The organism is Rahnella sp. CFA14(1/10) (assembly GCF_004195095.1).
GTDB classification, from domain to species: Bacteria; Pseudomonadota; Gammaproteobacteria; order Enterobacterales; family Enterobacteriaceae; genus Rahnella; species Rahnella perminowiae.
In genome coordinates, this window is the sequence record NZ_SEWS01000008.1 from 129,108 (window position 1) to 155,611 (window position 26,504).

Genomic DNA, 26,504 nt, shown 5'->3' on the forward strand with positions numbered 1-26,504 from the left:
ATAACTATCCAGGACAGACAGAGCGTCATGGTGTTTTATGTAAAGATTTTATCGCTCAAAACGGTTTATAAAGTACACAATTGGTGATTTTGATGTTGCGTATCAAACAGATCACGCGATAATCATATAAACCCCGATTAACAGCGGCGAACAGTGATGGAAATTCGCGTATACCGTCAAGAAGATTTCGAAGAAGTACTGACCTTATGGGAACGCTGCGATTTACTGCGTCCGTGGAATGATCCAGAGCTGGATATTGAACGTAAAATTAACCACAGCCCTGAGTTTTTCCTGGTGGCGGAAGTGGGCGGTGAAGTGGTGGCGACGCTGATGGGCGGCTACGATGGTCATCGCGGATCAGCCAATTATCTGGGGGTACATCCGGATTATCGCGGCCGTGGCATTGCCAATGCGCTGGTAAACCGTCTGGAGAAGAAGTTAATCGCCCGTGGTTGCCCGAAAATGAATTTAATGGTGCGTGCTGAAAACGATGCGGTAGTCAGCATGTATGAAAAACTGGGTTATGAAATTTCGGATACGCTTTTACTGGGTAAACGACTGATCGAAGATCAGGAATACTAAATCGTTATTCCGGCGAATAAAAAAGCCCCGGCAGGAGTGATCCGCCGGGGCTTCGTTTTCTGAGTTACTTGATCAGTTTTACGCTTTTGACATCCACTTCGACAGAATTCCAGTCTTTATCGACTTTACCTTCAATGCGGATTTTGTCCTTGGGTGACACGTTCTGTCCCTGCCAGCGTTTGCCGTCAATTTCGACATTGAGGGTGCCGGTATTGTCGCGGAAAATGTATTTATCATGGTCGATACGCTGATCGATGAACCCTTCCAGCATGATCCACTGATCATCCTTCATGGTTTGCGCGTCTTTCACTGTACTACTCAGCGCCGTGGTACCCGTGAAGCCACCCTGTGGGGCAGGCTGGGTTTGTGATTCCTGCGCCGACGGGCCGTTAAATCCGCCAGCCTGCTGGGCAAAGGCAGTGGCTGAACAAAGTGCAATGAGGGTTGCCAGCGTGATCTTCTTCATCATAATAGTCTTCCTTAAGTTAACGTTTCCAGAGTACCGGCAACGATGACATCTTTTCGGATGTGTTGCCGCGTTGGAGACCAGTAAAGCAGACAGTTCTTAACAGTTTCTTAAGCCTATACCCGGCATACTTAAAATTGCAGAGGTGTTGGCTGCGCTCAGTGATGTGAATCACTTACCTGAGTAAGTTCATCGGATCACTCCGCTGGCTGTTTTTCTGTACTTCGAATTATTTTAGGTATGCTCTTGATATATTTTAAAAACTTAACTTCATTTGCAGGAACGTTGTCCTTTTTATGAACCCGGATGATTATAACGACCATGGTATGTTGCGCTTGCCATTGTGGTTTTGGACTATTTTGATTTTGCAGGCGCGGACCTGGATATTATTTGTGATGGTCGGGGCGTCGCGCCAGCAGGGCAGTGACCTGTTGGCGTTGTTTTATCCTGAGTCGCAAAATTTCTGGTCCGGAATGTTACTCGGATTGCCACCCGCGCTGTTGTTTTTACTCAGCGGGCGTCGTCATGTATGGCCGCGTATCTGGCAGGCCGGTTACTGGTTGCTGCTGGCTGGCATGTTTGTCACATTTGCCTTGCAGGGGCTGGGGTTATGGCAAAGTACAGATACGATTTCCGGCGTGGATATCGTGCTGGCCTTGCTGGATGCAGCGGCGCTGGCTTACTGGCTCATGAGCCGCCGTCTGCGCGCCTGTTTTGATGCCACGCGCCGTCTGGCCTGATGCATATTCCATTCGGGGATGAACTTTTTAACCAGAAAAGTACTCGAACTGGCGCTAAACCCTCATGCTAAATAAACAATAATTTCACTGCCGGTTTATCCGCCAGGCCGCACCGGCCGACGGGAACGGGGAGTCAAGGAGTGTACCGAATGACTGTTCGCATACGGGTTCGCCCGATGTTGCTGGCGCTGCCGTTAATTCTTACGGGCTGTTCATCACTGTCTAACATGTCGTGGCCAGATATTTCCTGGTCGGGTATGAATCCGCTTAACTGGTTTGGCAGCAGCCTGACAGTCAGCGATAAAGGCGTGGGCGGAATAACCAGCAGCACACCGCTGACAGAAACAGCCGTTAAAGACGCGCTGGACGGCGACTATACCCTGCGCAGCGGGATGTCGATGAGCGATGGAAAAATGCTGAGTTTCTTCCAGGCGATGGACGGCAAAGACGTGAAAATGTCCATCAGCGGTGAGCCGAAAGGCAATGTTCAACGCGTTGATGTGGTGGATCCGAAAGTTGAAAGTGAATGGGGTGTCAAAATCGGCACACCTTTCAGCACGCTTTACAGCAAGGCCTTCGATGTCTGCGTCAAAGGCGAAGGGGATGATGCCGAAAACGTCGAGTGTAAAGCGCCGCAAAGTGCTCACGTAACCTATGTGTTCAGCGGTATCTGGCATGGTCCGGATTCGCTGATGCCTTCGGATGATGCCCTGAAAGACTGGAAGGTCAGCAAAATCATCTGGCGTGCTAATCCGGCAAATAACGCGCAATAAAACGGGAATCTGTGTTTAAAAAGCCCTCAATGCCTTGCCTTCGCGCAAGGCATTTTTATTGACATCCGGTATGATGTCGCCGGTCAAATTAACGAGGATGAGAAAATGACTCAGGTTCAGAGCGGCATTTTACCCGAACATTGCCGTTTCGCGATTTACATCGAAGCGAAAGCTCAGGGTGACCTGGATGCGCTCCGGCAGGGCTGCCGTGCATTTGTGGCCGTACTGGAAGACATGCAGAAAAAATTTCCCGCAGAACATCTTGGTGCGGTCATTGCCTTTGGCAACGATGTATGGCGTGATTTATCCGGCAATCAGGGTGCAGAAGAACTGAAACCTTTCGAGCCGCTGGGCAACGGGCTGGCACCGGCGACGCAGCGTGATATGTTGCTGCATATTCAGTCGCTGCGTCATGACGTGAATTTTGCGCTGGCACAGGCGGCATTAAAAGCATTCGGCAGTTCAATCACTGTCGAAGAAGAAACTCACGGATTCCGTGCGCTGGAAGAACGTGACCTCAGTGGTTTTGTCGACGGCACTGAAAACCCGAAAGCAGAAGCCCGCGCTCAGGTGGCCATTATCCCTGAGGGTAGCGTCGATGCCGGTGGCAGTTACGTGATGGTCCAGCGCTGGAAACATAATCTGGTGCAATGGGAACGCTTCACTGTGCAACAACAGGAAGAAGTGATAGGGCGTACTAAAGAAACGGATGAAGAGCTGGATTCAGAAACCCGTCCGGCCACCTCCCACGTCAGTCGCGTTGATCTGAAAGAAGACGGCAAGGGCCTGAAAATCCTGCGCCAGAGCCTGCCTTACGGTACGGCCAGTGGTGAACACGGCTTGTATTTCATCAGCTATTGCGCCCGTTTGTGGAATATTGAGAAACAACTGCTGAGCATGTTTGGCGATCTTGATGGCAAACGCGATGCTATGCTGCGCTTCACCCGTCCGGTAACCGGCAGCTATTATTTTGCCCCCTCCCTGACCCGCCTGTTAGCGCTTTAACACCTCCCGGCGCGTTCCGTTGCGAACGCGCTGTTTCTGTCTCTCCTGTTATTCCCTTCGCGTTTGTTAACGTCTTATAGCTTTTCATGCTTGAAAATCACCAAATGGTATATAAAACCGTTACAGCCTGACCCTCAGTTATAAATACACTGTGTAGTATTGAGCGGTTCATATGCGTATCGCAAATCGATGAATTCACCAAAGGCTGAGCATGAAAACAGAAACGGGGTTTGTTAAAGCGTGGTTTACAGGCAGCCTGCTTAAAGGATCTGTCGCGGCAGTGTTGCTGGCCAGCGGGGCGGCTTCGGCCACTGAATTGCTCAACAGCTCTTATGATGTCTCCCGTGAACTGTTTGCCGCATTGAACCCGCCTTTTCAGAAACAGTGGGCGGACCAAAATAATGGCGACAAACTCGATATCAAACAGTCGCATGCCGGTTCGTCCAAGCAGGCACTGGCCATTTTGCAGGGACTTAAGGCCGATGTGGTCACTTACAATCAGGTGACGGATGTGCAGATTTTGCATGACCGTGGCAATCTGATCCCGGCCAACTGGCAAAGCCGTCTGCCTAATAACAGTTCGCCGTTCTATTCAACCATGGCGTTTCTGGTGCGCAAGGGCAATCCAAAAAATATTCACAGCTGGGACGATTTAGCGCGTCCGGGCGTGAGCCTGATTTTCCCGAATCCTAAAACCTCCGGTAATGGCCGTTATACCTATCTCGGTGCCTGGGGCGCCTTCAATCTGGAGGATAATAAAAACCAGGCGCAGACCCGCGAAAAGATGGCGGGTTTCCTGAAAAACGTGCAGGTATTTGATACCGGCGGCCGTGGCGCCACCACCACTTTTGTCGAACGCGGACTGGGTGATGTACTGATCAGTTTCGAATCGGAAGTGAACAACATCCGTAAGCAGTACGGTGATGATAAATACGAAGTCATTGTTCCGAAGGTGGATATCCTGGCGGAGTTCCCGGTCGCCTGGGTGGATAAAAATGTCGAGAAAAATGGCACAGAGAAAGCTGCAAAAGATTATCTGAATTATTTGTGGAGCCCGCAGGCGCAGAAAATCATCACCAGTTTTAACTACCGTGTGTATGACAAAACAGCAATGGCGGCAGCGAAAGAGCAGTTCCCGGCAACTAAATTGTTCAAAGTTGAAGATCAGTTCGGTGGCTGGCCACAAGTGATGGAAACCCATTTCAGTACCGGCGGTGAGCTGGACAAACTGTTAGCGCAAGGTCACAAGTAATGTTGTTGTCGAGCAAACGCGTATTACCCGGATTTACCCTGAGCCTCGGCAGCAGTTTGTTGTTCGTGTGCCTCGTGCTGTTGCTGCCGCTGAGTGCGCTGGTGATGCAGTTGTCACAAATGACACTGACGCAATATTGGGATGTCATCACCAACGGTCAGGTGGTGGCGGCCTATAAAGTGACGCTGCTGGCGGCAGGTGTGGCGAGTATTTTTAACTGTTTCTTCGGCATGCTGATGGCATGGATCCTGACCCGTTATGAGTTCCCCGGTAAAAGCCTGGTGGATGGTCTGATGGATTTACCGTTTGCCCTGCCGACGGCCGTGGCCGGTTTAACGCTGGCAGGATTGTTTTCTACCACCGGTTTTTACGGTCAGTGGCTGGCGCATTTTGATATCAAAGTAGCGTATACCTGGCTGGGTATTGCCGTGGCGATGGCATTTACCAGCATCCCGTTTGTGGTTCGTACCGTGCAACCGGTGCTGGAAGAATTAGGCCCGGAATATGAAGAAGCTGCTGAAACACTGGGTGCATCGCGCTGGCAGAGCTTCCGTCGTGTGGTGTTGCCTGAAGTGATGCCATCGCTTCTGGCGGGTACGGCGTTGTCCTTTACCCGCAGTCTGGGAGAATTCGGCGCGGTCATTTTCATCGCCGGTAACATTGCGTGGAAAACCGAAGTGACCTCACTGATGATTTTTATTCGCTTACAGGAATTTGATTACCCGGCAGCCAGCGCCATCGCTTCGGTGATCCTCGCGGCATCGTTGCTGCTGTTGTTTGCGATTAATACCTTACAGAGCCGTTATGGCCGTCGTCTGGGAGGCCAGTAATGTCTGATGTTCCGGCTTTTGCAGGCGAAAAACGCCAGCGTATTGACTGGGTAAAATGGTCACTGATCGGCACCGGTGTGCTGATTTGTGTTCTGTTGTTGCTGATCCCGATGATTAGCATTTTCGTACTCGCGGTTTCCGACGGCCTTGCTGCCGTGTGGAAGAACCTGTCTGACACTGACATGTTGCACTCCATCTGGCTGACGGTGCTGATGGCGCTGATCACCGTGCCGGTTAACCTGATTTTCGGCACACTGCTGGCCTGGCTGGTGGCCCGCTTTAATTTTCCGGGACGTCAGCTGTTACTGACGCTTATCGACATTCCGTTCGCGGTGTCGCCGGTGGTGGCAGGGCTATTGTATCTGCTGTTTTACGGCACCAACGGTCCGATTGGCGGCTGGCTGGATGCCCATAATATTCAGTTTATGTTCGCCTGGCCGGGTATGGTGATGGTGACAGTATTTGTCACCTGTCCGTTTGTTATTCGTGAGCTGGTGCCGGTGATGTTAAGCCAGGGCAGTCATGAAGATGAAGCGGCAGTGTTGCTGGGGGCGTCAGGCTGGCAGATGTTCCGCCGCGTGACATTACCGAATATCCGCTGGGCATTGTTATACGGCGTGGTGCTGACCAACGCCCGCGCCATTGGGGAGTTTGGCGCAGTATCGGTAGTGTCCGGTTCTATCCGTGGCGAAACCTACACGCTGCCTCTACAAGTCGAATTACTGCATCAGGATTACAACACTGCAGGCGCGTTTACTGCCGCTGCGCTGTTAACCCTGATGGCAATTGTCACATTATTTCTGAAAAGCGGCCTGCAATGGCGTCTGAAGCGCCACAATGACCGTCTTGAGCGGGAGGGAAGTCATGAGCATTGAAATTAACGGTATCAACAAATATTTTGGCCGCACTAAGGTGCTCAATGATATCTCGCTCGATATTGCTTCCGGAGAGATGGTTGCGCTGCTCGGGCCTTCCGGTTCAGGTAAAACCACGCTGCTGCGTATTATCGCCGGGCTGGAAAATCAAAACGCCGGCCACCTGAGCTTCCACGGCAAAGACGTGACGCGCCTTCATGCCCGCGATCGTCAGGTCGGTTTTGTATTCCAGCATTACGCGCTGTTCCGTCATATGACCGTGTTCGATAATATCGCGTTTGGTCTGACGGTGTTGCCGCGCCGCGAGCGTCCGGATGCCGGTGCGATCAAACAGAAAGTCACTAAATTGCTGGAAATGGTGCAGTTAGGCCATCTGGCAAACCGTTATCCAGCACAACTTTCCGGTGGTCAGAAACAACGTGTGGCACTGGCGCGTGCGCTGGCGGTTGAACCGCAAATTCTGCTGCTCGATGAACCCTTTGGCGCACTGGATGCACAGGTGCGTAAAGAGTTGCGCCGCTGGCTGCGGCAGTTACATGAAGAACTGAAATTTACCAGCGTGTTCGTGACGCACGATCAGGAAGAAGCCATGGAAGTGGCTGATCGTGTGGTGGTAATGAGCCAGGGCAATATCGAACAGGTCGGCGCACCGCAGGAAATCTGGCGTGAACCGGCAACCCGTTTCGTGCTGGAATTCATGGGTGAAGTCAACAAGATCAGCGGTGAAATCCGGGGTTCTCAGCTGTACGTCGGTGCATACCACTGGCCGCTGGATAATCCGCCGCTGCATCAGGGCGCAGTCGACTTATTCCTGCGTCCATGGGAAATGGAAATTACGCCGCACAGTACAGCGCGTTGCCCGTTGCCGGTGAAGGTGCTCGAAGTCAGCCCGCGTGGCCATTTCTGGCAGCTTATCGTGCAGGCCGAGGGCTGGCACGACAAACCGCTTTCGGTTGTGCTTTCCGAAACACACGGTAACAGCGCACCTCAGCGCGGCGATCGGTTCTATGTCGGCGGGCTGAATGGCCGTCTGTATGCGGGCGACCAGCCTCTGCAACCCGTTGCGTTAGCGAAGAGTGCCTGATATTTTTTGATCAGAATTTTTCTCAGGGCGGTCATCGGGCCGCCCTTTTTATCGTCTGATATCTGTTTATGTATTTTTTATCGGCAGATATAATTTTTTAATATAAGGCGGGCCCGTGAGTACGCTCGAACATTACATCGGCAATACCCCTCTGGTGAGATTACAGCGTCTGACGCAGGGTCTGGACAGCGAGATTTGGGTTAAGCTGGAAGGGAATAATCCTGCCGGATCGGTAAAAGATCGTGCCGCACTGTTTATGATTGAGCAGGCGGAAAAACGGGGTGAAATTCGCCCTGGTGATACGCTGATTGAAGCCACAAGCGGAAATACCGGGATTGCGCTGGCGATGATTGCTGCACTCAAAGGCTACAAGTTGAAATTGCTGATGCCGGAGAATATGAGTCTCGAACGTCAGGCATCGATGCGGGCGTATGGTGCCGAACTGTTGCTGGTCAGTCGTGCGCAGGGCATGGAAGGCGCGCGCGATCTTGCTTTGGAAATGGAAAAACAGGGGCAGGGGAAAGTGCTGGATCAGTTTAATAACCCTGATAATCCGCTCGCGCATTTCACGACAACAGGCCCTGAAATCTGGCAACAGACGCACGGACGGATCACCCATTTTGTGTCCAGCATGGGCACCACCGGCACCATTACCGGTGTCAGCCGTTATCTGCGCAGCCAGCATGCTGGCGTCAGGATTGTCGGGTTGCAACCTTCTGAAGGCAGCAGTATTCCCGGTATACGCCGCTGGCCGCAGGCCTATCTGCCGGGCATTTTCAATCCGGAACTGGTCGATGAAGTGATGGATATGGGACAAAACGAAGCAGAAGATACCATGCGGGCGCTGGCGCGGTCGGAAGGTATCTTCTGTGGGGTGAGTTCCGGCGGCGCGGTAGCGGGTGCGTTGCGTGTGGCCAGAAGCCATCCGGGCAGCGTGATAGTGGCGATTATTTGTGATCGCGGTGACCGTTATTTATCCACTGGGGTTTTTAATGTTTAATTCTATATTCAGCTGTTGAATGTAAAATTAGAGTAAAAGCGGCTGCGAATGGCTGGCTTAGTGGTAAAAATGACCAAAATTTTAGCCAGGCGGAAATGAACAATGAAAATTTTATTAGTCGATGACGACCTTGAATTAGGCACCATGCTCAGTGAATACCTGATTGCAGAAGGTTTTGATGCGTCTCTGGTGCTGACCGGTAAAGCGGGTGTGGAAGGTGCGATGTCTGGCGAATACACCGCGATGATCCTGGATATTATGCTGCCAGACATGAGCGGTATTGATGTATTGCGTCAGGTGCGTAAAAACAGCCGGCTGCCGATCATCATGCTGACCGCGAAAGGGGACAACATTGATCGCGTCATCGGTCTGGAAATGGGGGCGGATGATTATATGCCGAAACCGTGCTATCCACGTGAACTGGTGGCACGTTTGCGTGCTGTATTGCGTCGTGTGGAAGAACAGCAGCAATCACACGCTGATACGTCCTCGGTCAACTATGGTGATCTGACGCTGAATCCGGCGACCCGGAGCAGTGAATGGCGCGGCGTGCCCTTCGATCTGACCGCTTCTGAGTTCAACCTGCTGGAATTACTGTTGCGTTCGCCTGAACGTGTGGTCTCCAAAGATGAATTGTCGGAAAAAGGTCTCGGGCGTCCGCGTGAAGCGTATGACCGCAGTATTGATGTGCATATCAGTAACATCCGCCAGAAACTGGGGTCACTTGAAGGTGGCGATATGCTGACTATTGAAACGGTGCGCAGCATTGGCTATCGAATCCGCTAAACGACTGCGCGGCAGGTTGTTCTGGAAAATATTGCTGGGTTTCTGGTTTACTTTCGTGGCAATCGCTCAGGGGCTCTGGGTGGTTTTTGCTTTCTACAATCCGCATGAACCGCCGGAAAGTGGTATTGCCCGCCGGTTTGTGAAACTTCAAATTACTTCGGCTGTGTCCACGCTGCATTCCGGCGGTATGCCTGCACTGAATGCCATGATTGCTGACTGGCCGCAAGATGACCGGCAGTTCTTTTCGGTGTCACCGTCTTTGCTGCCGGCAAAAGGTAGCAGCATGCAGGAGCTTGAGCCCGGAAAAACGCCGCATGAAGTGGTGGAGTTTGTGCAGGGGCCCGACGGCCAGGGTTACCGTCTGCGTTATGACGTGGCGGGGCTGATGGATGAATACCGGCCACGAAAGCACCACCGCGAACTGCTGAATATGCCACCGCCATTGTTGTGGCTGGGCGGGCTTGGCGGGTTGCTGTTCAGTGCCGTTCTGGCGTGGAACCTGACACGGCCGATGCTGCAAATGCGTAAAGCTTTTGATCGGGTGGCGCAAGGCGATTTATCGGTACGTCTGTTTAGCAGCATGGGTAAGCGGCACGATGAATTGTCCGAAGTGGCGCGCGATTTCGACTCGATGGCTGAACGCCTGCAAGTGCTGGTCAGGGCGCGGGAAGAGCTGCTGCATGATGTCTCGCACGAACTGCGCTCCCCGCTGGCGCGCTTGCAACTGGCCATCGGTCTGGCGCGGCAGAATCCGTCGAACGTCGAAAGCTCCCTGAGCCGCATAGAACACGAGGCGGGGAGGCTGGATAAAATGATCGGCGAACTGCTGGCGTTATCGCGCACCGAAAGCAGTGAAATTCCTGATGAAGAGTACTTTGATCTCTACGGGCTGGTGGAAGCCGTGGTTAACGATGCGCGCTATGAAGCGCAGTTGCCGGGTGTTGAAATTGCGATGTATCCCTCGTCTCCGGATAACCTGGATTACACGGTAAAAGGCAATGCTGAACTGATGCGTCGTGCGGTAGATAACGTAGTGCGTAATGCGCTGCGCTTTTCGGCCCGCGGGCAAACTATCAGTGTTTCACTGGCACAGATTGAGCAGTATTTGCAGATTGAAGTGGCCGATCAGGGGCCGGGTGTGGAAGAGGATAAGCTTTCGAGTATCTTTGACCCGTTCGTGCGCGTTAAATCGCCGCTGTCAGGCAAAGGCTATGGCCTTGGGCTGGCTATCACCCGTAAAGTGATGTTGGCCCATGAAGGTAAAGTGGATGCCCGTAACGCGCAGCCTCATGGGCTAATTATCAGCCTTCAAGTCCCGCACTGGAAGCCTGCGTCATAATCCGGGCTGAAGATGCATTGGGGCCAGCGCAAGCGCTGTTCAAAAAGCTATAGCCTTTTGTCCTGTCACTCTAATTATTTTGCGGACAGATATTTACAGGCAATAAAAAACGGCGCTGATTAGGCGCCGTTTTTTATTTCTCGCTGAGCGAATTACTTTTTGATGCGGATGATCGGGGTTTCGCCCACAGTCACGCTACCCGTCAGTTTAATCAGCTCTTTGATCTCGTCCATGTTAGAGATAACAACCGGAGTCAGAGTAGACTTCGCTTTCTCTTCCAGCAGCGCCAGATCAAACTCGATAACCAAATCGCCTTTCTTAACGCGCTGGCCTTCTTCAGCGATGCGTTTGAAGCCTTCGCCTTTCAGTTCAACGGTGTCGATACCGAAGTGCACGAACAACTCGATGCCACTGTCGGATTCGATTGAGAAAGCATGGTTAGTTTCGAAGATTTTACCGATAGTGCCATCAACCGGAGCAACCATTTTGTTGCCAGCAGGTTTAATAGCAATACCGTCACCTACGATTTTCTCAGCGAAAACAACGTCAGGCACGTCTTCAATATTGACAATTTCACCAGACAGCGGTGCCACAATCTCAATGGTACCTACGTCTTTTTTATCATCAGAAACCAATGATTTCAGTTTATCGAACAAACCCATGATCTTCTCCTAAGCATTAATTTGGGCAGCTTTACCAGCATCGCGCAATTAGCAGAGTGTTTTTTCTTCAATGAACTTGTTAACCAGGTTCATCAACTCTTGCGCCGTAGGTTGGGCCAGGGCCTGGTCTGCCAGCGCTTTCACATCTTCGAAGTTTGTATTGCGAATAATTTTCTTGATGCGTGGGATAGAGATAGCACTCATGCTGAACTCATCTAACCCCATGCCCAATAGAAGAAGTGTAGCACGTTCGTCGCCGGCTAGCTCGCCGCACATCCCTGTCCATTTACCGGCAGCATGAGATGCGTCAATAACTTGTTTAATTAAACCAAGCACAGACGGTGACATTGGGTTGTACAGATGAGAAATCAGCTCGTTACCGCGATCCACTGCCAAAGTATACTGGGTAAGATCGTTTGTACCAATACTGAAGAAATCAACTTCTTTCGCCAGGTGATGCGCAATCACAGCTGCTGCTGGCGTTTCAACCATCACACCCACTTCAATGGTTTCATCGAATGCCTGACCTTTCTCACGCAGTTGCGCTTTCAGCAGTTCAAGTTCTGCTTTCAGTTCACGCACTTCTTCGACTGAAATGATCATCGGGAACATGATGCGCAATTTACCGAAGGCAGAGGCACGCAGGATGCCTTTCAACTGATCGTGAAGAATTTCTTTGCGATCAAGGCAGATACGGATTGCGCGCCAACCCAGGAACGGGTTTTCTTCTTTCGGCAGGTTCATGTACGGCAGGTCTTTATCACCGCCGATGTCCATGGTACGTACGATAACCGCCTGTGACCCCATCGCTTCAGCAACGGCTTTGTATGCCTGGAATTGCTCTTCTTCGGTAGGCAGGCTGTCACGGTCCATGAACAGGAATTCTGTACGATACAGGCCGACACCTTCAGCGCCATTGCGCTCTGCACCCGCGACGTCGCGCACGGTACCGATGTTGGCACAAACTTCTACCTGATGGCCATCCAGCGTAATAGCCGGTAAGTCTTTCAGCTTAGTCAGTTCGTCTTTTTCACTGATGTACTGGTTCTGAACGGCTTTCAGCTCGTCAATAATGTCTGCTGTCGGATTGACATAGATTTTATTGTTCACGGCATCGAGGATCAGGTAGTCATCATTTTTGACTTGTTTGGTCACGTCGCTGGTACCCACGATAGCAGGCAGTTCCAGTGAGCGGGCCATGATCGAGGTGTGAGAAGTACGGCCACCCAAATCAGTAATAAAGCCCAGAACCTTGTTCAGGTTCAGCTGTGCAGTTTCTGACGGCGTCAGATCGGTCGCAACCAGGATAACTTCGTCCTGAATGGAGCTCAGATCAACGATGGTCATGTTCAGAATATTGCGCAGCAGACGTTTGCCGATGTCGCGTACGTCAGCCGCACGTTCTTTCAGGTATTCGTCATCAAGCTCTTCCAGGGCTTTCGCCTGGCCTTCAATGACAGAGAAAGCTGCAGCGTCAGCAGAAGCGTGCTCGTCTTTGATAAGGGCTATGATTTCCTGTTCAAGCTCTTCGTCTTCCAACAACATGATGTGGCCTTCGAAGATGGCTTCTTTCTCTTCACCGAAGGTCTCACCGGCTTTAGTCTTGATCACTTCCAGTTGAGCAGAGGCTTTCGCACGGCCCGTCAGGAAACGTTCAACTTCCTGATCAACGTGATCTGGAGAGATTTTTTTCCGGTTGATGACAATTTCATCTTCTTTCAACAGAAGTGCTTTGCCGAAAGCGATACCGGGAGATACTAAAATGCCTGAAATCATAACCCTACCTTTCTCTTGACTGGTTTAAACTATATAAGAGCGGTTGTTTATTACTCGAGCTCTGCCATCAGTTTTACCAAGTGTTCAACGGCTTTCTGCTCGTCTTCACCTTCAGCTGAGAGGGTCACAACGGTACCTTGGGTCAGGCCCAGAGTTTGCAGTTTGAAAAGGCTTTTAGCACTGGCGCTTTTACCGTTTGAAGTCACGGTGATGTCAGAAGCGAAACCTTTAGCTTCTTTCACGAACTGTGCAGCAGGGCGGGTGTGCAGACCATTAGGAGCGGTAATAGTAACTTCTTGCTGGAACATTGTTGTTTCCCCAACTTATTAAAGTAATGTTGTGGAGCTAAAGTTTAGCTTATGGCCTTCACTTTAGCCTGTAGAGATTAGCGCCTGACTATGGTTCAGGGGCAGGTTCAGATGCAACAGAAAAGAGAAAATAACGCACTCAGCGATAAAACTCTTTGCCCTGGATCCAGGCTTTTTCTGTTATTCCTCCATTATGCCGTCTTTTTCCCTGATGTAACAAATCAGTAAATCGATTCAGCCGGGAAGCGTCATGGAAGCGATTAATTTCGAGCATCGAAATAATTGTCCGGTTAAATACTAAACCTGGCGGGTAAAATCAATGACGAAGTGGTGTAAAGTTTGACGCAGGCCACAAAAAAGCACCCCTTGAGGTGCTTTTTTAGCCGCTTTTAAGGATGTGGCATTATTGTTGCAATTCTTTCTCGGTGAATAAATCTGCAAACAATGCGGTACTCAGATAGCGTTCACCAGAAGAAGGCAGAATAACCACGATAGTCTTATCTGCAAACTCCGGTTCTTTGGATAATTTCACCGCAGCTTCAACTGCTGCACCGGAAGAAATCCCGGCCAGAATACCTTCTTCTTCCATCAGACGGCGTGCCATGTGAATGGATTCATCGTTGGTGATCAGCGTAACGCGATCCAGCAACTCCAGATCCAGGTTACCCGGAATAAAACCTGCACCGATACCCTGAATTTTATGCGGGCCCGGTTTGACTTCTTCGCCGTTCAGTGTCTGGGTGATAACGGGAGAGTCGGTTGGCTCGACGGCCACCAGTTTCACGCTGCTTTTTTTACTTTTCAGATAACGACCCGTTCCGGTGATCGTGCCGCCGGTACCCACGCCTGCGATCAACACATCCACTGCGCCATCGGTATCTTCCCAGATTTCCGGGCCGGTAGTCTGTTCGTGGATAGCCGGGTTGGCCGGGTTGCTGAACTGCTGAAGAATGAGATAACGCTGCGGATCGCTGGCCTGAATTTCTTCGGCTTTGGCAATCGCGCCTTTCATGCCTTTGGCGCCTTCGGTCAGCACCAGATTGGCGCCGAGAGCTTTAAGCAGCTTACGACGTTCAACACTCATGGTTTCCGGCATGGTCAGTGTCAGTTTGTAACCCCGCGCGGCAGCCACATAAGCCAGTGCAATACCGGTGTTACCGCTGGTGGGTTCAACCAGTTCGATATCTTTGGTCAGAATGCCTTTTTTCTCAGCATCCCAAATCATGTTCGCACCGATACGGCATTTTACGCTGAAGCTCGGGTTACGTGACTCGACCTTAGCCAGAATACGACCATTACCGATACGGTTCAGACGAACCAGTGGCGTATGGCCAATTGTTAATGAATTGTCTTCATAGATCTTGCTCATAACCCGTCCTTTACCTGTATGAAATATTCACGGTGTGAAGCTTTCAACACTATGAAATAAGTGGGAATCAGGAAAGCATACGCGAACCGCTTTCCCAGTGAAGTAAGGTTTTGGTATTTGCTATACCGATACGTTATTAAGAAATAAGTTCGGTGAAGAAAAGTCAAGCATAGCAGGCAGCCGCCCGCAGGCGGCTGTGAGAAAAAGGGACTATTTTCGGGTGGCATTCACATCGATATTATTTTTGACGTAAACATCGCGGTAACGGTCACACCACATGGCCGTCGCGCCGCATACAGCAACCGGCAGGATCACCAGATTCAGCACCGGGATCATCGTAAACAGACTGACCAGAGAACCAAATTGCATGTTGTCGATTTTATTGCTGCCAAGTGAGCGACGCATATCGGCAAAACTGACTTTGTGATTATCGAACGGATAATCGCAATACTGAATCACGACCATCCACGCGCTGAAAAAGAACCACAGTACGGGCGCGATAGTCTGGCCTATCACCGGAATGAAATACAGCGCGAACAGCAGCAGGGCGCGTGGCAGGTAATACGCCAGTTTCTGCCACTCACGTTTCATGATGCGCGGGAGATCTTTCATGATGTCCCAGATGCCCGTATCAGGCAGCGGTTTGCCGGTAAGACGCGCTTCGAGCTGTTCGGCGAGTAATCCGCTGAAGGGGGCGGCTATCCAGTTGGCAAGGGTGCTGAAGAAATAGCTGAACACCAGTACCACGGAAAGCACCGCCACTGGCCAGATCAGATAATCCAGCCAGCTGAGCCACGACGGCACCTTGCTCATCATTGCCGGGATCCATTCACCCAGTTGGGTGAACAGCCACCCGAATGCACCGCCCATCAGCAGCACGTTGACAGCCAGGGGTAAAATCACAAAACGTCGTATCCCGGGTAAGGAAATGAGCGTCCAGCCCTGTGTGAAATAATGTACGCCGTTTTCTTGTCTGGCGCTTTGCGATGAGCTCATAAACGAAATTTTCTCTCTGAGTTGAATGACATGGGCTATCATATCGGTATGATTTTCCACTGGCTAGCGGTGGATTGGCTGAAAAAACAGCAAAAAAAGGTGCAACTGCCCTATTTATTAGCAGAAAGTAGAGTCGAGACTTGCACTTATCTACGTGGGCAAATAGAGTTAATCATGTGAATGTTTGCCGTGGTGGCAATGTATTAGAACAACAGAGATAGCAATGATGCAGGATTTGCGTCTGATATTAATCGTTGTTGGTGCGATCGCCATAATAGCGTTGTTGTTACACGGTTTGTGGACCAGCCGTAAAGAACGCTCTTCGCTTTTCCGCGATCGTCCAGCTAAACGTGTGAAAAAAGAACGGGAACAATCTCCGTCCGAAGATTTTGTCGATGGAGTGGGGGAAGTGCGCGTGCGTCCTGCTTATCCTCAGGATGAACCGACTTTTGGTCAGTATGATGAGCCTGAACAGACTGCACCGCCACGTCAGCCGCAGGTTTCTCCTGCGCAGCCAGCGCCAGCACCTGTTGCTCGTCCTCAACAACCGGCTCAGCCACCGCAATATGCTGCGCAGGATGATCCGTTGCTGAGTGGTTATTCAGCCTCTGAATCCGCCACTGCACCGCGTCGCGAACCTGTCGCTGATTTTGCACCTCAGGACTCCGCACCTGAAGCCAGAACGCATGCGCCGGTTGCGCCGCAAGATATCCATGCTGACGCGGCGCCTGCTGCGAAAGCAGAACCTCAGGCTGCGCCTTTTGCCCCGGCAGAAGAAGCCCCGGCTGAGAAAGCGAAACTGAAAGAAACGGTCCTGGTACTGCATGTTGCTGCCCATCAGGGCGGTGTCATCGGTGGTGAAGTGTTGCTTAACAGCGTGCTTCAGGCCGGTTTCCAGTTTGGTGCGATGAATATTTTCCATCGCCATGTCAGCCCTGCCGGGAGCGGTCCGGTGTTGTTCAGTCTGGCCAATATGGTTAAACCGGGTTCTTTTGACCCGGACAATATGTCTGACTTCTCTACGCCGGGTGTGACGTTGTTTATGATGGTGCCTTGCTACGGTGATGCGCATCAGAACTTCAAACTGCTGCTGCAGTCTGCCCAACGTATTGCCGATGATGTCGGTGCGATGGTGCTTGACGATGAGCGTCGTATGATTACGCCGCAGAAGCTCGAAACGTACAAAGCGCGGATCCGCGAGGTCCTCGAGGCGATCGCCTGAGTCAGGCTTTCGTGAAATACCCATTCCCCTGACCCCCGCTTGCCGGGGGTTTTTTATCTCCACGGTGAGTCATGGCCACTATCGAAGAACAGATCAATCAGTTACGCACTCAGTTACGCCATCACGAATATCAATATCACGTTCTGGATGCCCCGGAAGTGCCTGACGCCGAATATGACCGCTTAATGCGCGAGTTACGTGAGCTGGAAACCGCGCATCCTGAACTGGTCACCGCAGATTCACCGACGCAGCGCGTGGGCGCGGCACCGCTTTCCGCATTTGAACAGGTCAGGCATCAGATACCGATGTTGTCGCTGGACAACGTATTTGATGAAGAAAGCTATCTGGCATTTTATAAACGTGTTCAGGATCGTCTGAAGACGTCAGAACCGCTGACTTTCTGCTGCGAACTGAAACTTGACGGGCTGGCAGTGAGCCTGTTGTATGAAAATGGCGAACTGGTGCAGGCCGCCACACGTGGCGATGGCACGACCGGTGAGAATATTACGGCCAACGTGCGCACAATACGTGCCATCCCCCTGCGCCTGCATGGCGACAATATTCCTGCACGTCTTGAGGTGCGGGGTGAAGTGTTTATGCCACAGCCTGGCTTTGAAGCGATGAACGCTGAAGCACGCCGTACCGGGGGCAAAGTATTTGCTAACCCGCGTAATGCCGCTGCAGGTTCATTACGTCAGCTTGATCCGCGTATCACCGCCAGACGTCCGCTGACTTTCTTCTGCTACGGCGTGGGTCTGCTGGAAGGGGGGGAGCTGCCGCGTAGTCATCTTGCCCGCCTGCAACAATTCAAGGCCTGGGGTTTACCGGTCAGCGATCGTGTGCGTCTTTGCACCGGCAGTGATGAAGTGCTGGCGTTTTACCGTCAGGTTGAAGCGGAACGTCCATTGCTGGGGTTTGATATTGACGGCGTGGTCGTGAAAATTGATTCGCTGGATATTCAGGAAGCACTGGGTTTTGTGGCGCGGGCACCGCGTTGGGCGACAGCGTTTAAATTCCCGGCGCAGGAACAGATTACGCGGGTGAAAGATGTCGAGTTCCAGGTCGGGCGCACCGGTGCGATCACGCCGGTCGCACGTCTTGATCCCGTGCTGGTTGCGGGTGTGATGGTCAGCAACGCGACGCTGCATAATGCTGATGAAATCGAACGTCTGGGCCTGCGTATCGGCGATACCGTGATTGTCCGCCGTGCCGGTGACGTTATCCCACAGGTCGTGGGCGTGGTGCTGGATGAACGTCCGCAAGATGCCCGTGAAGTGGTTTTCCCGACGCATTGTCCGGTCTGTCACTCCGATGTCGAACGTGTCGAAGGTGAAGCGGTAGCGCGTTGTACGGCGGGTCTGATTTGTGGTGCACAGCGTAAAGAAGCGCTGAAACATTTTGTCTCCCGCCGGGCGCTGGATGTTGATGGCATGGGCGACAAAATCATCGATCAACTGGTCGAGAAAGAATATGTCAAAACGCCGGCGGATCTGTTCCGGCTGACGGCGGGTAAACTTACCGGTCTGGATCGCATGGGACCTAAATCGGCACAGAACGTGGTTACTGCGCTGGAAAAAGCCAAAGAAACCACGCTGGCCAGATTCCTGTATGCGCTGGGCATTCGTGAAGTGGGCGAAGCCACAGCCGCTAACCTTGCCGCGCATTACGGCTCGGTTGAGGCGCTTAAAGCGGCAGATATTGAGTCGCTGAAAAGCGTGCAGGATGTCGGCGATGTGGTGGCTAAACATGTGGTCAATTTCCTGTCGGAAGAACATAACCAGCAGGTGATTGATGAGCTGTTAAGCCCTGAAATTAATATTCACTGGCCGGAAGTGCAGGTCATTGTACCGGAGGAAATTGACAGTCCGTTTGCCGGTAAAACCGTGGTGTTGACCGGTTCGCTTTCGATCCTTTCACGCGATGAAGCCAAAGATCGTCTGACCGCGCTGGGGGCAAAAGTCTCCGGCAGCGTGTCGAAGAAAACTGATCTGGTGATTGCCGGTGAAGCGGCAGGATCCAAGCTGGCGAAAGCACAGGAACTGGGTATTGAGGTGATCGACGAGGCGGAAATGATCCGTCTGCTGGGTGAATAAAGCATGGAAAAAGAAGATCTGATCCAGATAGCCAATACGGTCATGCCGTTCGGTAAGTATGCCGGACGCGTGCTGATCGACCTGCCGGAAGAATATCTGCTGTGGTTCGCCCGTAAAGACGAATTCCCGCAGGGGAAACTGGGTGAACTGATGCAACTGACGCTGGCGATCAAAAGTGAAGGATTGCAAAGCCTGATCAATCCGCTGCGTCGTCATGGTCCGGGGCTGGGTGGCACCGACGAGTAACGGTCCGTCTACCCGATGTAGAAGGCGCTGATGTCAGCGCCTTTTTTCTGCCTGTTATTCGCCTGCGCTATTCAGTGACAGGCGTTTGTTTGAGCGCCGCTTCCTGCTGCTTTTTCTGATAACGTTTCGCCAGCACCGCACAGGTCATCAGCTGTACCTGATGGAAAATCATCAGCGGCAGCACCATCATGCCAATGGCACTGACCGGAAACAGAATATTCGCCATCGGAATACCGTTCGCCAGACTTTTCTTCGAGCCGCAGAATACGATAGTGATTTCATCGGGTTTACTGAAGCCCATCCAGCGTGCCATGTAGGTGTTAATGACCAGAATAAAGGCCAGCAGTACCAGACTGAACACCAGGATAAACAACAGTGAGCCGACACCGACCTGATGCCAGATCCCCTGAGTCACGGCTTCACTGAAAGCGGAATACACCACCAGCAAAATCGATGTCTGGTCGGTTTTGCCAATCATTTTACGGTGGCGTTCGACAAAGCCGCCAATCAGCGGACGCAGCAAGTGTCCGGCGACAAACGGCACCAGCAGTTGCAGCACAATATGCCAGACCTGTGCTAAACCATTCCCCGTTTCCCCCTGTACATGCATCAGCAGGCTGACCAGCAACGGTGAAACAAATATCCCCAGCAGGCTTGATGCGGAAGCACTGCACACCGCTGCCGCCACGTTGCCGCCCGCCAGTGAGGTAAACGCAATCGCCGACTGCACGGTGGCGGGCAAAATACACAGATACACAAAGCCGCTGTAAATTTGCGGGCTGACATCCACCGGATGCCACCACTGAAAAAGCAGCCCGAGGATCGGGAATAAAATGAAAGTGCTGAACATCACCCATAAATGTAAACGCCAGTTATTGCTGCCCTGAAAAATAGCTTCGCGTGAGAGTTTTGCGCCATGCATGAAAAACAACAGACCAATGGCGAAAATGGTCAGGTTATTGAAGAAAGCGACAAATATGCCGCTGGCCGGGAAGAATGTCGCCAGCAGAACAGTGGCGATAAGTGTCAGGGTGAAGCGATCAGGTAAGAAGCGCATAGCAGGTCTCGGAAAGGTTGTCTCTGAATGCGGCTATTTTGTGCTTTTCCGATATAATTAAAAAATTGATTTATTTAATCCATTAATGCAGAAAATTCATGAATTATTCACTCAGACAACTTCGTGTGTTCGTGGCGGTTTCACGCTATGGCAGTTTTAGCCGGGCAGGGGAAGCGATAGGGTTAAGCCAGTCGGCTGTCAGCCACAGTATGAAAGAACTGGAAGCTGAAATGGGGGTACGCTTGCTGGACCGCACAACGCGCGAAGTCGTGCTCACCGACGCCGGTCTGCGCCTGGCGAATCGTGTCGAGCCGTTGCTCGACGAACTCCACGCCATGCTGCTTGATACCCGCAGCTTTGGCACACAGCACAATGGCCGGGTGCGCATTGCTTCAAGCCAGACGATTTCGGCGCAACTGATGCCACAATGTATCTCCAGCGGCGAGCGACAGTATCCTGAGATCAGTATCCTGCTGCGTGACCAGGCGCAGCAACTGGTGCTTCACAGCGTCAGAAATGCGGAAGTGGATTTCGGCATTGTGATTGATCCGGGTGAAAGCACCGACCTCGACTGCGAGCCTATTTTGCACGAGCCGTTTTTACTGATGTGTCGCGAGGATCACCCGCTGGCGGCGCTGGCGGAAGTTGAATGGCAGGCGCTGAACGGCCAAAAACTGGTGCTGCAGGATTACGCATCAGGAAGCCGGATCCTGATTGACGGCGCACTGAAAGCGCAGAAAGTGGATACCATGATCGCCCAGGAAATCGGCCATCCGGCCACTTTATTCCCGATGGTTGAAGCCGGGATTGGCATCAGTGTGATCCCGGCGCTGGCTTTACCCATGCCGCAAGGGAGTCGTCTGGTGGTGAAAAATCTGGTGCCGGAAATTAACCGGGTACTGATGTTGGTTAAACGTAAAAACCGGTCGTTATCACCCGCTGCGCAGGCTATCTGGCAGGTGGTGAAAGAGCAGGCGAACTTATTGCGGGAAAAACGCAGCCAGCAGGGAATGTACGGACTCTGATACCTTGCCGGCTGTTTCAGGCTTTAACTGCGGTTACACGTAAATATCGACAGCATTGGTTTCTGAGGGCTTATTCACGCCTTCGTCTTTCTTCATTTCGGCGGCGGCTTGTTGTTGCTGCTGTTGCTGAAGCGCTTTCTGAGCCTGCTGTTGTTGAATCTGAGCGATTTGCTGTTGCAGCAGTTCGATTTGCTGCTGCAGGAGTTCTTGCTTTTGCTTAACTGTGTCAGCATCTTCGCCTGAACCGCCCAGACTTTTGAGCTGTTCAGTCAGTTTGGTAATCTGCTTAGTCAGTTTTGCAATCTGGCTGGCACTGCCTGAGTCACTGGTGGACGCGGAGCCCACCGAACTGCCAGTCGCGCTGATAGTTGTCATAAAAAGCCTCACTTAGTAAGAATAAAATTTTGCACGTAAGCGTGCGTAACAGATATCGGCAGTAATCAGAGAGGCTTTACCGGCTTTTCATATTCCTTACAGTATTTATGGTTTTTATTCGATTCACGCTTTCACGCTGAGCTTCGGCCACCGGCTCAGCCAGCCTTTGCTGCGGACCCGTTCGGCAAAAACGGCGGGGATCGCATGGCGCGGGTTTGGCGTAATACTGAAAGCGAACAACGCATCCAGTCCCAGCGGCGCGTTCAGCTCGATTTGCCCGTCAGTATTCATTCTTGCGCCGATAGCGGTTTCCACTTCCACCCAGTAGCTCATTGCCTCAGCGCTGGAGACATAAGGCGTATGACCGTGACGCTCGTGCATGCGGGCCTGATTTTTCACTGACCAGGGGAGCTCGGGCGAATTCGCTTTCAGATGTTGTTCATAGCGTTTGTCAGTCTGTGCCGAACAATCCTGAGGATTGAAATATACCAGGTCGATATCATTAAGCGGTGTGGCCTGTATATAGCCGTGCAGCCGGTCCCAGACCAGATTCCGGACAAATCCCGCCGCCAGCCACCCGTCGTTAAGACCCAGTGCATGTGCCTGCGTCAGCGCCTGCAAGTGAAGCGGTTCCTCTCTGAGCCAGGTAATGATTCTCTGTTCCAGGGTCGCCATGCGATGTTCTCCTTTTTGCACATCTTCGTTCTGAGAAGCCAAAGTGTAGCGCCATTTGGTGACACTTTTTCAACGCACCATTTCGGAGATGCGGTTGACTGCAGCGCGCTAAAATGTGGCAAATCTCCCCGGAATACGGCTCCGGACCGCATTTGGTCAGGGCTTCTTAAGTGGTACAGCCTTTGCAACATCAACCTTTGTAACACCAGGAATGGGCAAGGCTGTCACATTTTCTCTTCTTACAGAATTGATTTACCACCGGGCAGGGGATCATTTATGCAAACCACGAAAGTCGCACCCGTTTTAAAACGTACACTGGGGAGCTTTAAACTCTGGGGCATCGCTGTCGGACTGGTAATCTCCGGCGAATATTTTGGCTGGAGTTATGGCTGGGCGCAGGCAGGCACGCTGGGCTTTCTTATCACCGCACTGGTGATAGCGGCCATGTATTGTGCCTTTATTTTCAGTTTTACTGAACTCACCACATCGATTCCGCACGCCGGCGGGCCTTTCGCTTACGCTTACCGTGCGTTCGGGCCCACCGGTGGATTTGTGGCGGGTTTTGCCACGCTGGTGGAATTTGTCTTTGCACCGCCCGCTATCGCGATGGCGATCGGCGCGTATCTCAATGTGCAGTTTCCGGCCATTGAGCCGAAATGGGTGGCTGTAGGCGCGTATCTGGTGTTTATGGTGCTCAATATTCTTGGTGTCAGTATTGCCGCCACCTTTGAACTGCTGGTCACGTTACTGGCGATTTTCGAATTGCTGGTCTTTATGGGCGTGGTGGCACCCGGTTTTGAAATGTCGAACTTTGTTCACGGCGGATGGGCGGGCAGCGACACTTTCAGCCCGGCGGCGTTTTCCGGCATCTTTGCAGCCATACCTTTTGCCATCTGGTTTTTCCTGGCCATAGAAGGTGCATCAATGGCCGCAGAGGAGGCAAAAGATCCGCAGCGTACCATTCCGAAAGCCTTTATCGGCGGTATTCTGACCCTGACCGTTCTGGCGCTCGGCGTGATGTTGTTTGCCGGTGGTGTGGGCGACTGGACCAAGCTGTCGAACATTAACGACCCCTTACCACAGGCCATGAAACTGATTGTCGGCAGCAACAGCGGCTGGCTACATATGCTGGTCTGGCTGGGGCTGTTTGGCCTGATAGCCTCTTTCCATGGCATTATCATGGGATATTCCCGGCAGATCTTTGCGCTGGCCCGGGCGGGTTATTTGCCTAAACGACTGGCCAGCGTCAATGCCCGTTTCCAGACACCGCATCTCGGTATCATCGCCGGGGGCATTGTGGGCATTGCGGCCATTTTCTCAGATTCACTGATCGTCATCGGCGGCCAGCCGCTGACGGCCAATATCGTGACGATGTCGGTATTTGGTGCCATTGTGATGTACATCATTTCTATGGCTGCGCTGTTTAAGCTGCGTCGCAGCGAACCGAATTTAATCCGCCCGTTCCGTGCGCCGCTCTATCCTTTTGCACCGGCGCTGGCGCTGGTACTGGCTGTTGTCTGTCTGATCGCTATGATTTACTACAACACCTTACTGTTTCTGATTTTCGCCGCCATGATGTTGCTGGCGTATGCCTGGTTCCGCATCACCCATCAGGCGCGAACGGATGCTGCAGAAGATCCGCAATTACGTGGCCTGCGCCCGGTGCCCGCTAAAAGCAGCAAATAATCCGGTGCGCTAAGGAGTGTTATGTTTCAGACGACATTAAGTCACCGACGCTATCAGTTTAAGGATTTACGCGAACTGATGGCAAAGGCGTCGCCCGCACGGTCAGGTGATTATCTGGCTGAAGTGGCTGCCGCCAGCGCCGAAGAGCGGATGGCGGCGAAAATGGCACTGGCCGATGTGCCGCTCAAAACCTTTCTGCAACAATTACTGGTGCCGTATGAGGATGATGAGGTCACGCGGCTGATTGTCGATACTCATGATGTCGCGGCGTTTGCCGCGATCTCGCATCTCACCGTCGGAGATTTCCGCGACTGGCTGCTCAGTGAGAAAACGGACAGTACGGTGCTGGCTGCGGTTGCCCGCGGGATTACGCCGGAAATGGCGGCAGCTGTCAGCAAGCTGATGCGTAATCAGGATCTGATCCTGGTGGCTAAAAAATGCAGAGTGATCACTCAATTTCGCAACACTATCGGATTGCCTGGTCACATGAGCGTGCGCCTGCAACCGAATCATCCGACCGATAACTTACAGGGCATTGCTGCCAGTATGCTTGACGGCTTGCTCTATGGTTCCGGCGATGCGGTAATCGGCATCAATCCCGCCAGCGACAGTTTACCGTTGCTGGAAAATCTCAATTACATGCTTGATGACATCATCACGCGCTTTGACATTCCTACGCAGTCCTGCGTTCTGACCCATGTTACCAACACCATCAAACTGGTGGAGCACGGCGCGCCGGTGGATCTGGTGTTTCAGTCAATTGCAGGCACTGAAGCGGCGAACAGCGGGTTTGGTATCAATCTGGCATTGCTGGCGGAAGCGCAACAGGCGGCACTCAGCCTCAGGCGTGGGACGCTCGGCGACAATGTGATGTATTTCGAAACCGGGCAGGGGAGTTGTTTATCCGCTAATGCACACTTCGGGATAGATCAGCAAACCTGTGAAGCGCGGGCATACGCGATTGCACGGCATTTTTCACCGCTGCTGATCAATACCGTGGTGGGGTTTATCGGGCCGGAATATCTGTATGACGGCAAGCAAATCATCCGTGCAGGACTGGAAGACCATTTCTGCGGCAAACTGCTGGGCGTACCGCTGGGTTGCGATGTCTGTTACACCAACCATGCCGAAGCCGATCAGGATGATATGGATACTTTACTGACGCTGCTTGGCACCGCCGGACTGACATTCCTGATTGGCGTACCGGGCGCGGATGACATCATGCTCAATTATCAGAGCACTTCTTTCCATGATGCGTTATATATCCGCGAATTACTCGGGCTGAAACATGCGCCGGAATTTGCCGTGTGGCTGGAGAAAATGAAAATTATTGATCCGCAGGGCGCCTTACAGGATACCCGCGCGTCCCATCCGTTACTGCGTCAGTTACCGCAACTGAGCTGAGGTTGGCGTTGATGAACAATGAAAAAGGGCAGGGCTTATCGTCCGTGGTACATAATAACCCCTGGGAAACGCTGCGTCAGTTTACGGCCGCACGTATCGCGCTGGGACGGGCAGGGTCGAGTTTGCCCACAGAAGAGCTGCTACGGTTTGGTTTAGCGCATGCGCAGGCGCGTGATGCCGTACATCAGCCCTTTGACAGCCAGAAGCTTGAACCCGAACTTTATGCGCTGGGGCTGGAAACACTGACCGTTGCCAGCGCGGCTCCGGACAGGGCGACCTATCTTTGTCGTCCTGATCTCGGGCGCAAATTGTCAGAAACCAGCCGTCAGGCATTGCAGCAGCTGGCACCGGAGCCGGCAGACGTAATACTGGTCATTGCTGATGGTCTGTCATCGAAAGCCGTGCACCGCCAGGCCGTACCCTTGATTGCGGCGTTATTGCCGTATCTGCGTACGCTGGAGCTGAAAATCGGGCCGGTGATACTTGCGCATCAGTCGCGGGTGGCACTGGGCGATGATATTGCGCAGGTGATGAAAGCGAAGGCTGTGGCGATTTTGATAGGAGAACGCCCGGGATTATCCTCTCCCGACAGTTTAGGTATTTACATGACCTGGGGGCCGCATACCAAAAGGCTGGAATCGGAAAGAAATTGTATTTCCAATGTGCGGCCGGAAGGGCTCAATTATCCGCAGGCCGCTTTTAAACTCGCCTGGCTGCTTGAGCAGTCCTTCCATCGCCAGCTGTCGGGCGTGAATTTGAAAGATGAAAGCGATAACCCGGCGCTGCACAACAAAGTCGTGCCGATGTTTAAATTAAAATAGGGGGAAAGAGGGGGAGAGAGGCTCGAACCAGCAGCTGGTTCGCCTCCATCACGGTTA

At 52.3% G+C, this 26,504-nt stretch carries 27 protein-coding genes; 18 read left to right on the forward strand and 9 right to left on the reverse strand.

The window, feature by feature from the left end; all coding sequences use genetic code 11:
- Nucleotides 1–156: 156 nt before the first annotated feature.
- The gene (locus EVX52_RS16790) at nucleotides 157–582 is read left to right on the forward strand and encodes a GNAT family acetyltransferase (RefSeq protein ID WP_095922987.1); all 426 of its coding nucleotides are present in this window, start codon (nucleotides 157–159) and stop codon (nucleotides 580–582) included.
- Between the two features lie 64 nt (nucleotides 583–646).
- Here EVX52_RS16790 and EVX52_RS16795 read toward each other — a convergent pair whose 3' ends face one another.
- A complete protein-coding gene (locus EVX52_RS16795; protein ID WP_205952680.1) occupies nucleotides 647–1,048 on the reverse strand; it encodes a YgiW/YdeI family stress tolerance OB fold protein in 402 nt (133 codons plus the stop codon).
- 296 nt (nucleotides 1,049–1,344) lie between these two features.
- Between EVX52_RS16795 and EVX52_RS16800 the strand changes: the two genes are divergently transcribed.
- The 10 genes from EVX52_RS16800 to EVX52_RS16845 all read left to right on the forward strand — a co-directional run bounded on the left by EVX52_RS16800 (nucleotide 1,345) and on the right by EVX52_RS16845 (nucleotide 10,732).
- Complete coding sequence (locus tag EVX52_RS16800) at nucleotides 1,345–1,788, forward strand: DUF2919 domain-containing protein (protein ID WP_129952188.1); 444 nt, start codon at nucleotides 1,345–1,347, stop codon at nucleotides 1,786–1,788.
- Nucleotides 1,789–1,937: 149 nt separating this feature from the next.
- Nucleotides 1,938–2,561, forward strand: coding sequence for an RpoE-regulated lipoprotein (locus EVX52_RS16805; protein WP_129952189.1), 624 nt, complete (start codon nucleotides 1,938–1,940; stop codon nucleotides 2,559–2,561).
- A gap of 105 nt (nucleotides 2,562–2,666) precedes the next feature.
- Nucleotides 2,667–3,566: a Dyp-type peroxidase gene (locus EVX52_RS16810; RefSeq protein ID WP_129991698.1), complete on the forward strand. Its 900-nt coding sequence runs from the start codon at nucleotides 2,667–2,669 to the stop codon at nucleotides 3,564–3,566.
- Between the two features lie 211 nt (nucleotides 3,567–3,777).
- The gene (locus EVX52_RS16815) at nucleotides 3,778–4,818 is read left to right on the forward strand and encodes a sulfate ABC transporter substrate-binding protein (protein ID WP_129991699.1); all 1,041 of its coding nucleotides are present in this window, start codon (nucleotides 3,778–3,780) and stop codon (nucleotides 4,816–4,818) included.
- A complete protein-coding gene (cysT, locus tag EVX52_RS16820) occupies nucleotides 4,818–5,648 on the forward strand; it encodes a sulfate/thiosulfate ABC transporter permease CysT (RefSeq protein WP_129991700.1) in 831 nt (276 codons plus the stop codon). Before EVX52_RS16815 ends, cysT begins: the two co-directional genes overlap by 1 nt.
- The gene (gene cysW, locus EVX52_RS16825; protein ID WP_129952193.1) at nucleotides 5,648–6,523 is read left to right on the forward strand and encodes a sulfate/thiosulfate ABC transporter permease CysW; all 876 of its coding nucleotides are present in this window, start codon (nucleotides 5,648–5,650) and stop codon (nucleotides 6,521–6,523) included. The genes cysT and cysW overlap by 1 nt, the downstream gene beginning before the upstream one ends.
- Nucleotides 6,513–7,607, forward strand: coding sequence for a sulfate/thiosulfate ABC transporter ATP-binding protein CysA (cysA, locus tag EVX52_RS16830; RefSeq protein WP_129991701.1), 1,095 nt, complete (start codon nucleotides 6,513–6,515; stop codon nucleotides 7,605–7,607). The genes cysW and cysA overlap by 11 nt, the downstream gene beginning before the upstream one ends.
- Before the next feature lie 115 nt (nucleotides 7,608–7,722).
- Nucleotides 7,723–8,607: a cysteine synthase CysM gene (gene cysM / locus EVX52_RS16835; RefSeq protein WP_129952195.1), complete on the forward strand. Its 885-nt coding sequence runs from the start codon at nucleotides 7,723–7,725 to the stop codon at nucleotides 8,605–8,607.
- A 102-nt stretch (nucleotides 8,608–8,709) separates the two neighbouring features.
- Nucleotides 8,710–9,393, forward strand: a complete 684-nt coding sequence (locus tag EVX52_RS16840; protein WP_129952196.1) for a response regulator transcription factor — start codon at nucleotides 8,710–8,712, stop codon at nucleotides 9,391–9,393.
- Nucleotides 9,374–10,732 (forward strand): ATP-binding protein, encoded by a 1,359-nt coding sequence (locus EVX52_RS16845; RefSeq protein WP_129991702.1) that lies wholly within the window; start codon nucleotides 9,374–9,376, stop codon nucleotides 10,730–10,732. Before EVX52_RS16840 ends, EVX52_RS16845 begins: the two co-directional genes overlap by 20 nt.
- 152 nt (nucleotides 10,733–10,884) lie before the next feature.
- Here the strand turns inward: EVX52_RS16845 and crr are convergent, their stop codons facing one another.
- The 5 genes from crr to cysZ all read right to left on the reverse strand — a co-directional run bounded on the left by crr (nucleotide 10,885) and on the right by cysZ (nucleotide 15,843).
- The gene (gene crr / locus EVX52_RS16850) at nucleotides 10,885–11,394 is read right to left on the reverse strand and encodes a PTS glucose transporter subunit IIA (protein WP_101076258.1); all 510 of its coding nucleotides are present in this window, start codon (nucleotides 11,392–11,394) and stop codon (nucleotides 10,885–10,887) included.
- A 48-nt stretch (nucleotides 11,395–11,442) separates the two neighbouring features.
- On the reverse strand, nucleotides 11,443–13,170 hold the full coding sequence (gene ptsI / locus EVX52_RS16855) for a phosphoenolpyruvate-protein phosphotransferase PtsI (RefSeq protein ID WP_129952198.1): 1,728 nt from the start codon (nucleotides 13,168–13,170) through the stop codon (nucleotides 11,443–11,445).
- Nucleotides 13,171–13,220: 50 nt separating this feature from the next.
- Nucleotides 13,221–13,478 carry a phosphocarrier protein Hpr gene (gene ptsH / locus EVX52_RS16860; protein ID WP_013574433.1) on the reverse strand — a complete coding sequence of 86 codons (258 nt, stop codon included), beginning with the start codon at nucleotides 13,476–13,478 and terminating at the stop codon, nucleotides 13,221–13,223.
- A gap of 403 nt (nucleotides 13,479–13,881) precedes the next feature.
- On the reverse strand, nucleotides 13,882–14,847 hold the full coding sequence (cysK, locus tag EVX52_RS16870) for a cysteine synthase A (protein ID WP_129952199.1): 966 nt from the start codon (nucleotides 14,845–14,847) through the stop codon (nucleotides 13,882–13,884).
- Between the two features lie 210 nt (nucleotides 14,848–15,057).
- Entirely contained in the window at nucleotides 15,058–15,843 is a 786-nt protein-coding gene (gene cysZ, locus EVX52_RS16875) for a sulfate transporter CysZ (protein ID WP_129991703.1), read from the reverse strand.
- A gap of 223 nt (nucleotides 15,844–16,066) precedes the next feature.
- Between cysZ and zipA the strand changes: the two genes are divergently transcribed.
- From zipA to EVX52_RS16890, 3 genes are all read left to right on the forward strand, one after another.
- On the forward strand, nucleotides 16,067–17,065 hold the full coding sequence (gene zipA / locus EVX52_RS16880) for a cell division protein ZipA (RefSeq protein WP_129952201.1): 999 nt from the start codon (nucleotides 16,067–16,069) through the stop codon (nucleotides 17,063–17,065).
- Nucleotides 17,066–17,136: 71 nt separating this feature from the next.
- Nucleotides 17,137–19,158 (forward strand): NAD-dependent DNA ligase LigA, encoded by a 2,022-nt coding sequence (gene ligA / locus EVX52_RS16885; protein ID WP_129991704.1) that lies wholly within the window; start codon nucleotides 17,137–17,139, stop codon nucleotides 19,156–19,158.
- Between the two features lie 3 nt (nucleotides 19,159–19,161).
- Nucleotides 19,162–19,404: a DUF3820 family protein gene (locus EVX52_RS16890; protein WP_129952203.1), complete on the forward strand. Its 243-nt coding sequence runs from the start codon at nucleotides 19,162–19,164 to the stop codon at nucleotides 19,402–19,404.
- Between the two features lie 67 nt (nucleotides 19,405–19,471).
- On the opposite strand, the gene EVX52_RS16895 is transcribed toward EVX52_RS16890, so the two are convergent.
- On the reverse strand, nucleotides 19,472–20,461 hold the full coding sequence (locus EVX52_RS16895) for a bile acid:sodium symporter family protein (RefSeq protein ID WP_129952204.1): 990 nt from the start codon (nucleotides 20,459–20,461) through the stop codon (nucleotides 19,472–19,474).
- Nucleotides 20,462–20,559: 98 nt separating this feature from the next.
- Here EVX52_RS16895 and EVX52_RS16900 point away from each other — a divergent pair, with 98 nt between their 5' ends.
- Nucleotides 20,560–21,486: a LysR family transcriptional regulator gene (locus EVX52_RS16900; RefSeq protein WP_129952205.1), complete on the forward strand. Its 927-nt coding sequence runs from the start codon at nucleotides 20,560–20,562 to the stop codon at nucleotides 21,484–21,486.
- Nucleotides 21,487–21,519: 33 nt separating this feature from the next.
- On the opposite strand, the gene EVX52_RS16905 is transcribed toward EVX52_RS16900, so the two are convergent.
- On the reverse strand, nucleotides 21,520–21,861 hold the full coding sequence (locus EVX52_RS16905) for a FlxA-like family protein (protein ID WP_129952206.1): 342 nt from the start codon (nucleotides 21,859–21,861) through the stop codon (nucleotides 21,520–21,522).
- A gap of 123 nt (nucleotides 21,862–21,984) precedes the next feature.
- Nucleotides 21,985–22,536 carry a nucleotidyltransferase family protein gene (locus tag EVX52_RS16910; RefSeq protein ID WP_129991705.1) on the reverse strand — a complete coding sequence of 184 codons (552 nt, stop codon included), beginning with the start codon at nucleotides 22,534–22,536 and terminating at the stop codon, nucleotides 21,985–21,987.
- Nucleotides 22,537–22,812: 276 nt separating this feature from the next.
- Between EVX52_RS16910 and eat the strand changes: the two genes are divergently transcribed.
- From eat to eutC, 3 genes are read left to right on the forward strand one after another with little or no spacing between them, the layout of a single operon-like run.
- Complete coding sequence (gene eat, locus EVX52_RS16915; RefSeq protein WP_129991706.1) at nucleotides 22,813–24,222, forward strand: ethanolamine permease; 1,410 nt, start codon at nucleotides 22,813–22,815, stop codon at nucleotides 24,220–24,222.
- 21 nt (nucleotides 24,223–24,243) lie between these two features.
- Nucleotides 24,244–25,626, forward strand: a complete 1,383-nt coding sequence (locus tag EVX52_RS16920) for an ethanolamine ammonia-lyase subunit EutB (protein ID WP_129991707.1) — start codon at nucleotides 24,244–24,246, stop codon at nucleotides 25,624–25,626.
- Between the two features lie 11 nt (nucleotides 25,627–25,637).
- Entirely contained in the window at nucleotides 25,638–26,447 is an 810-nt protein-coding gene (gene eutC, locus EVX52_RS16925; protein ID WP_129952210.1) for an ethanolamine ammonia-lyase subunit EutC, read from the forward strand.
- Nucleotides 26,448–26,504 lie beyond the last annotated feature (57 nt).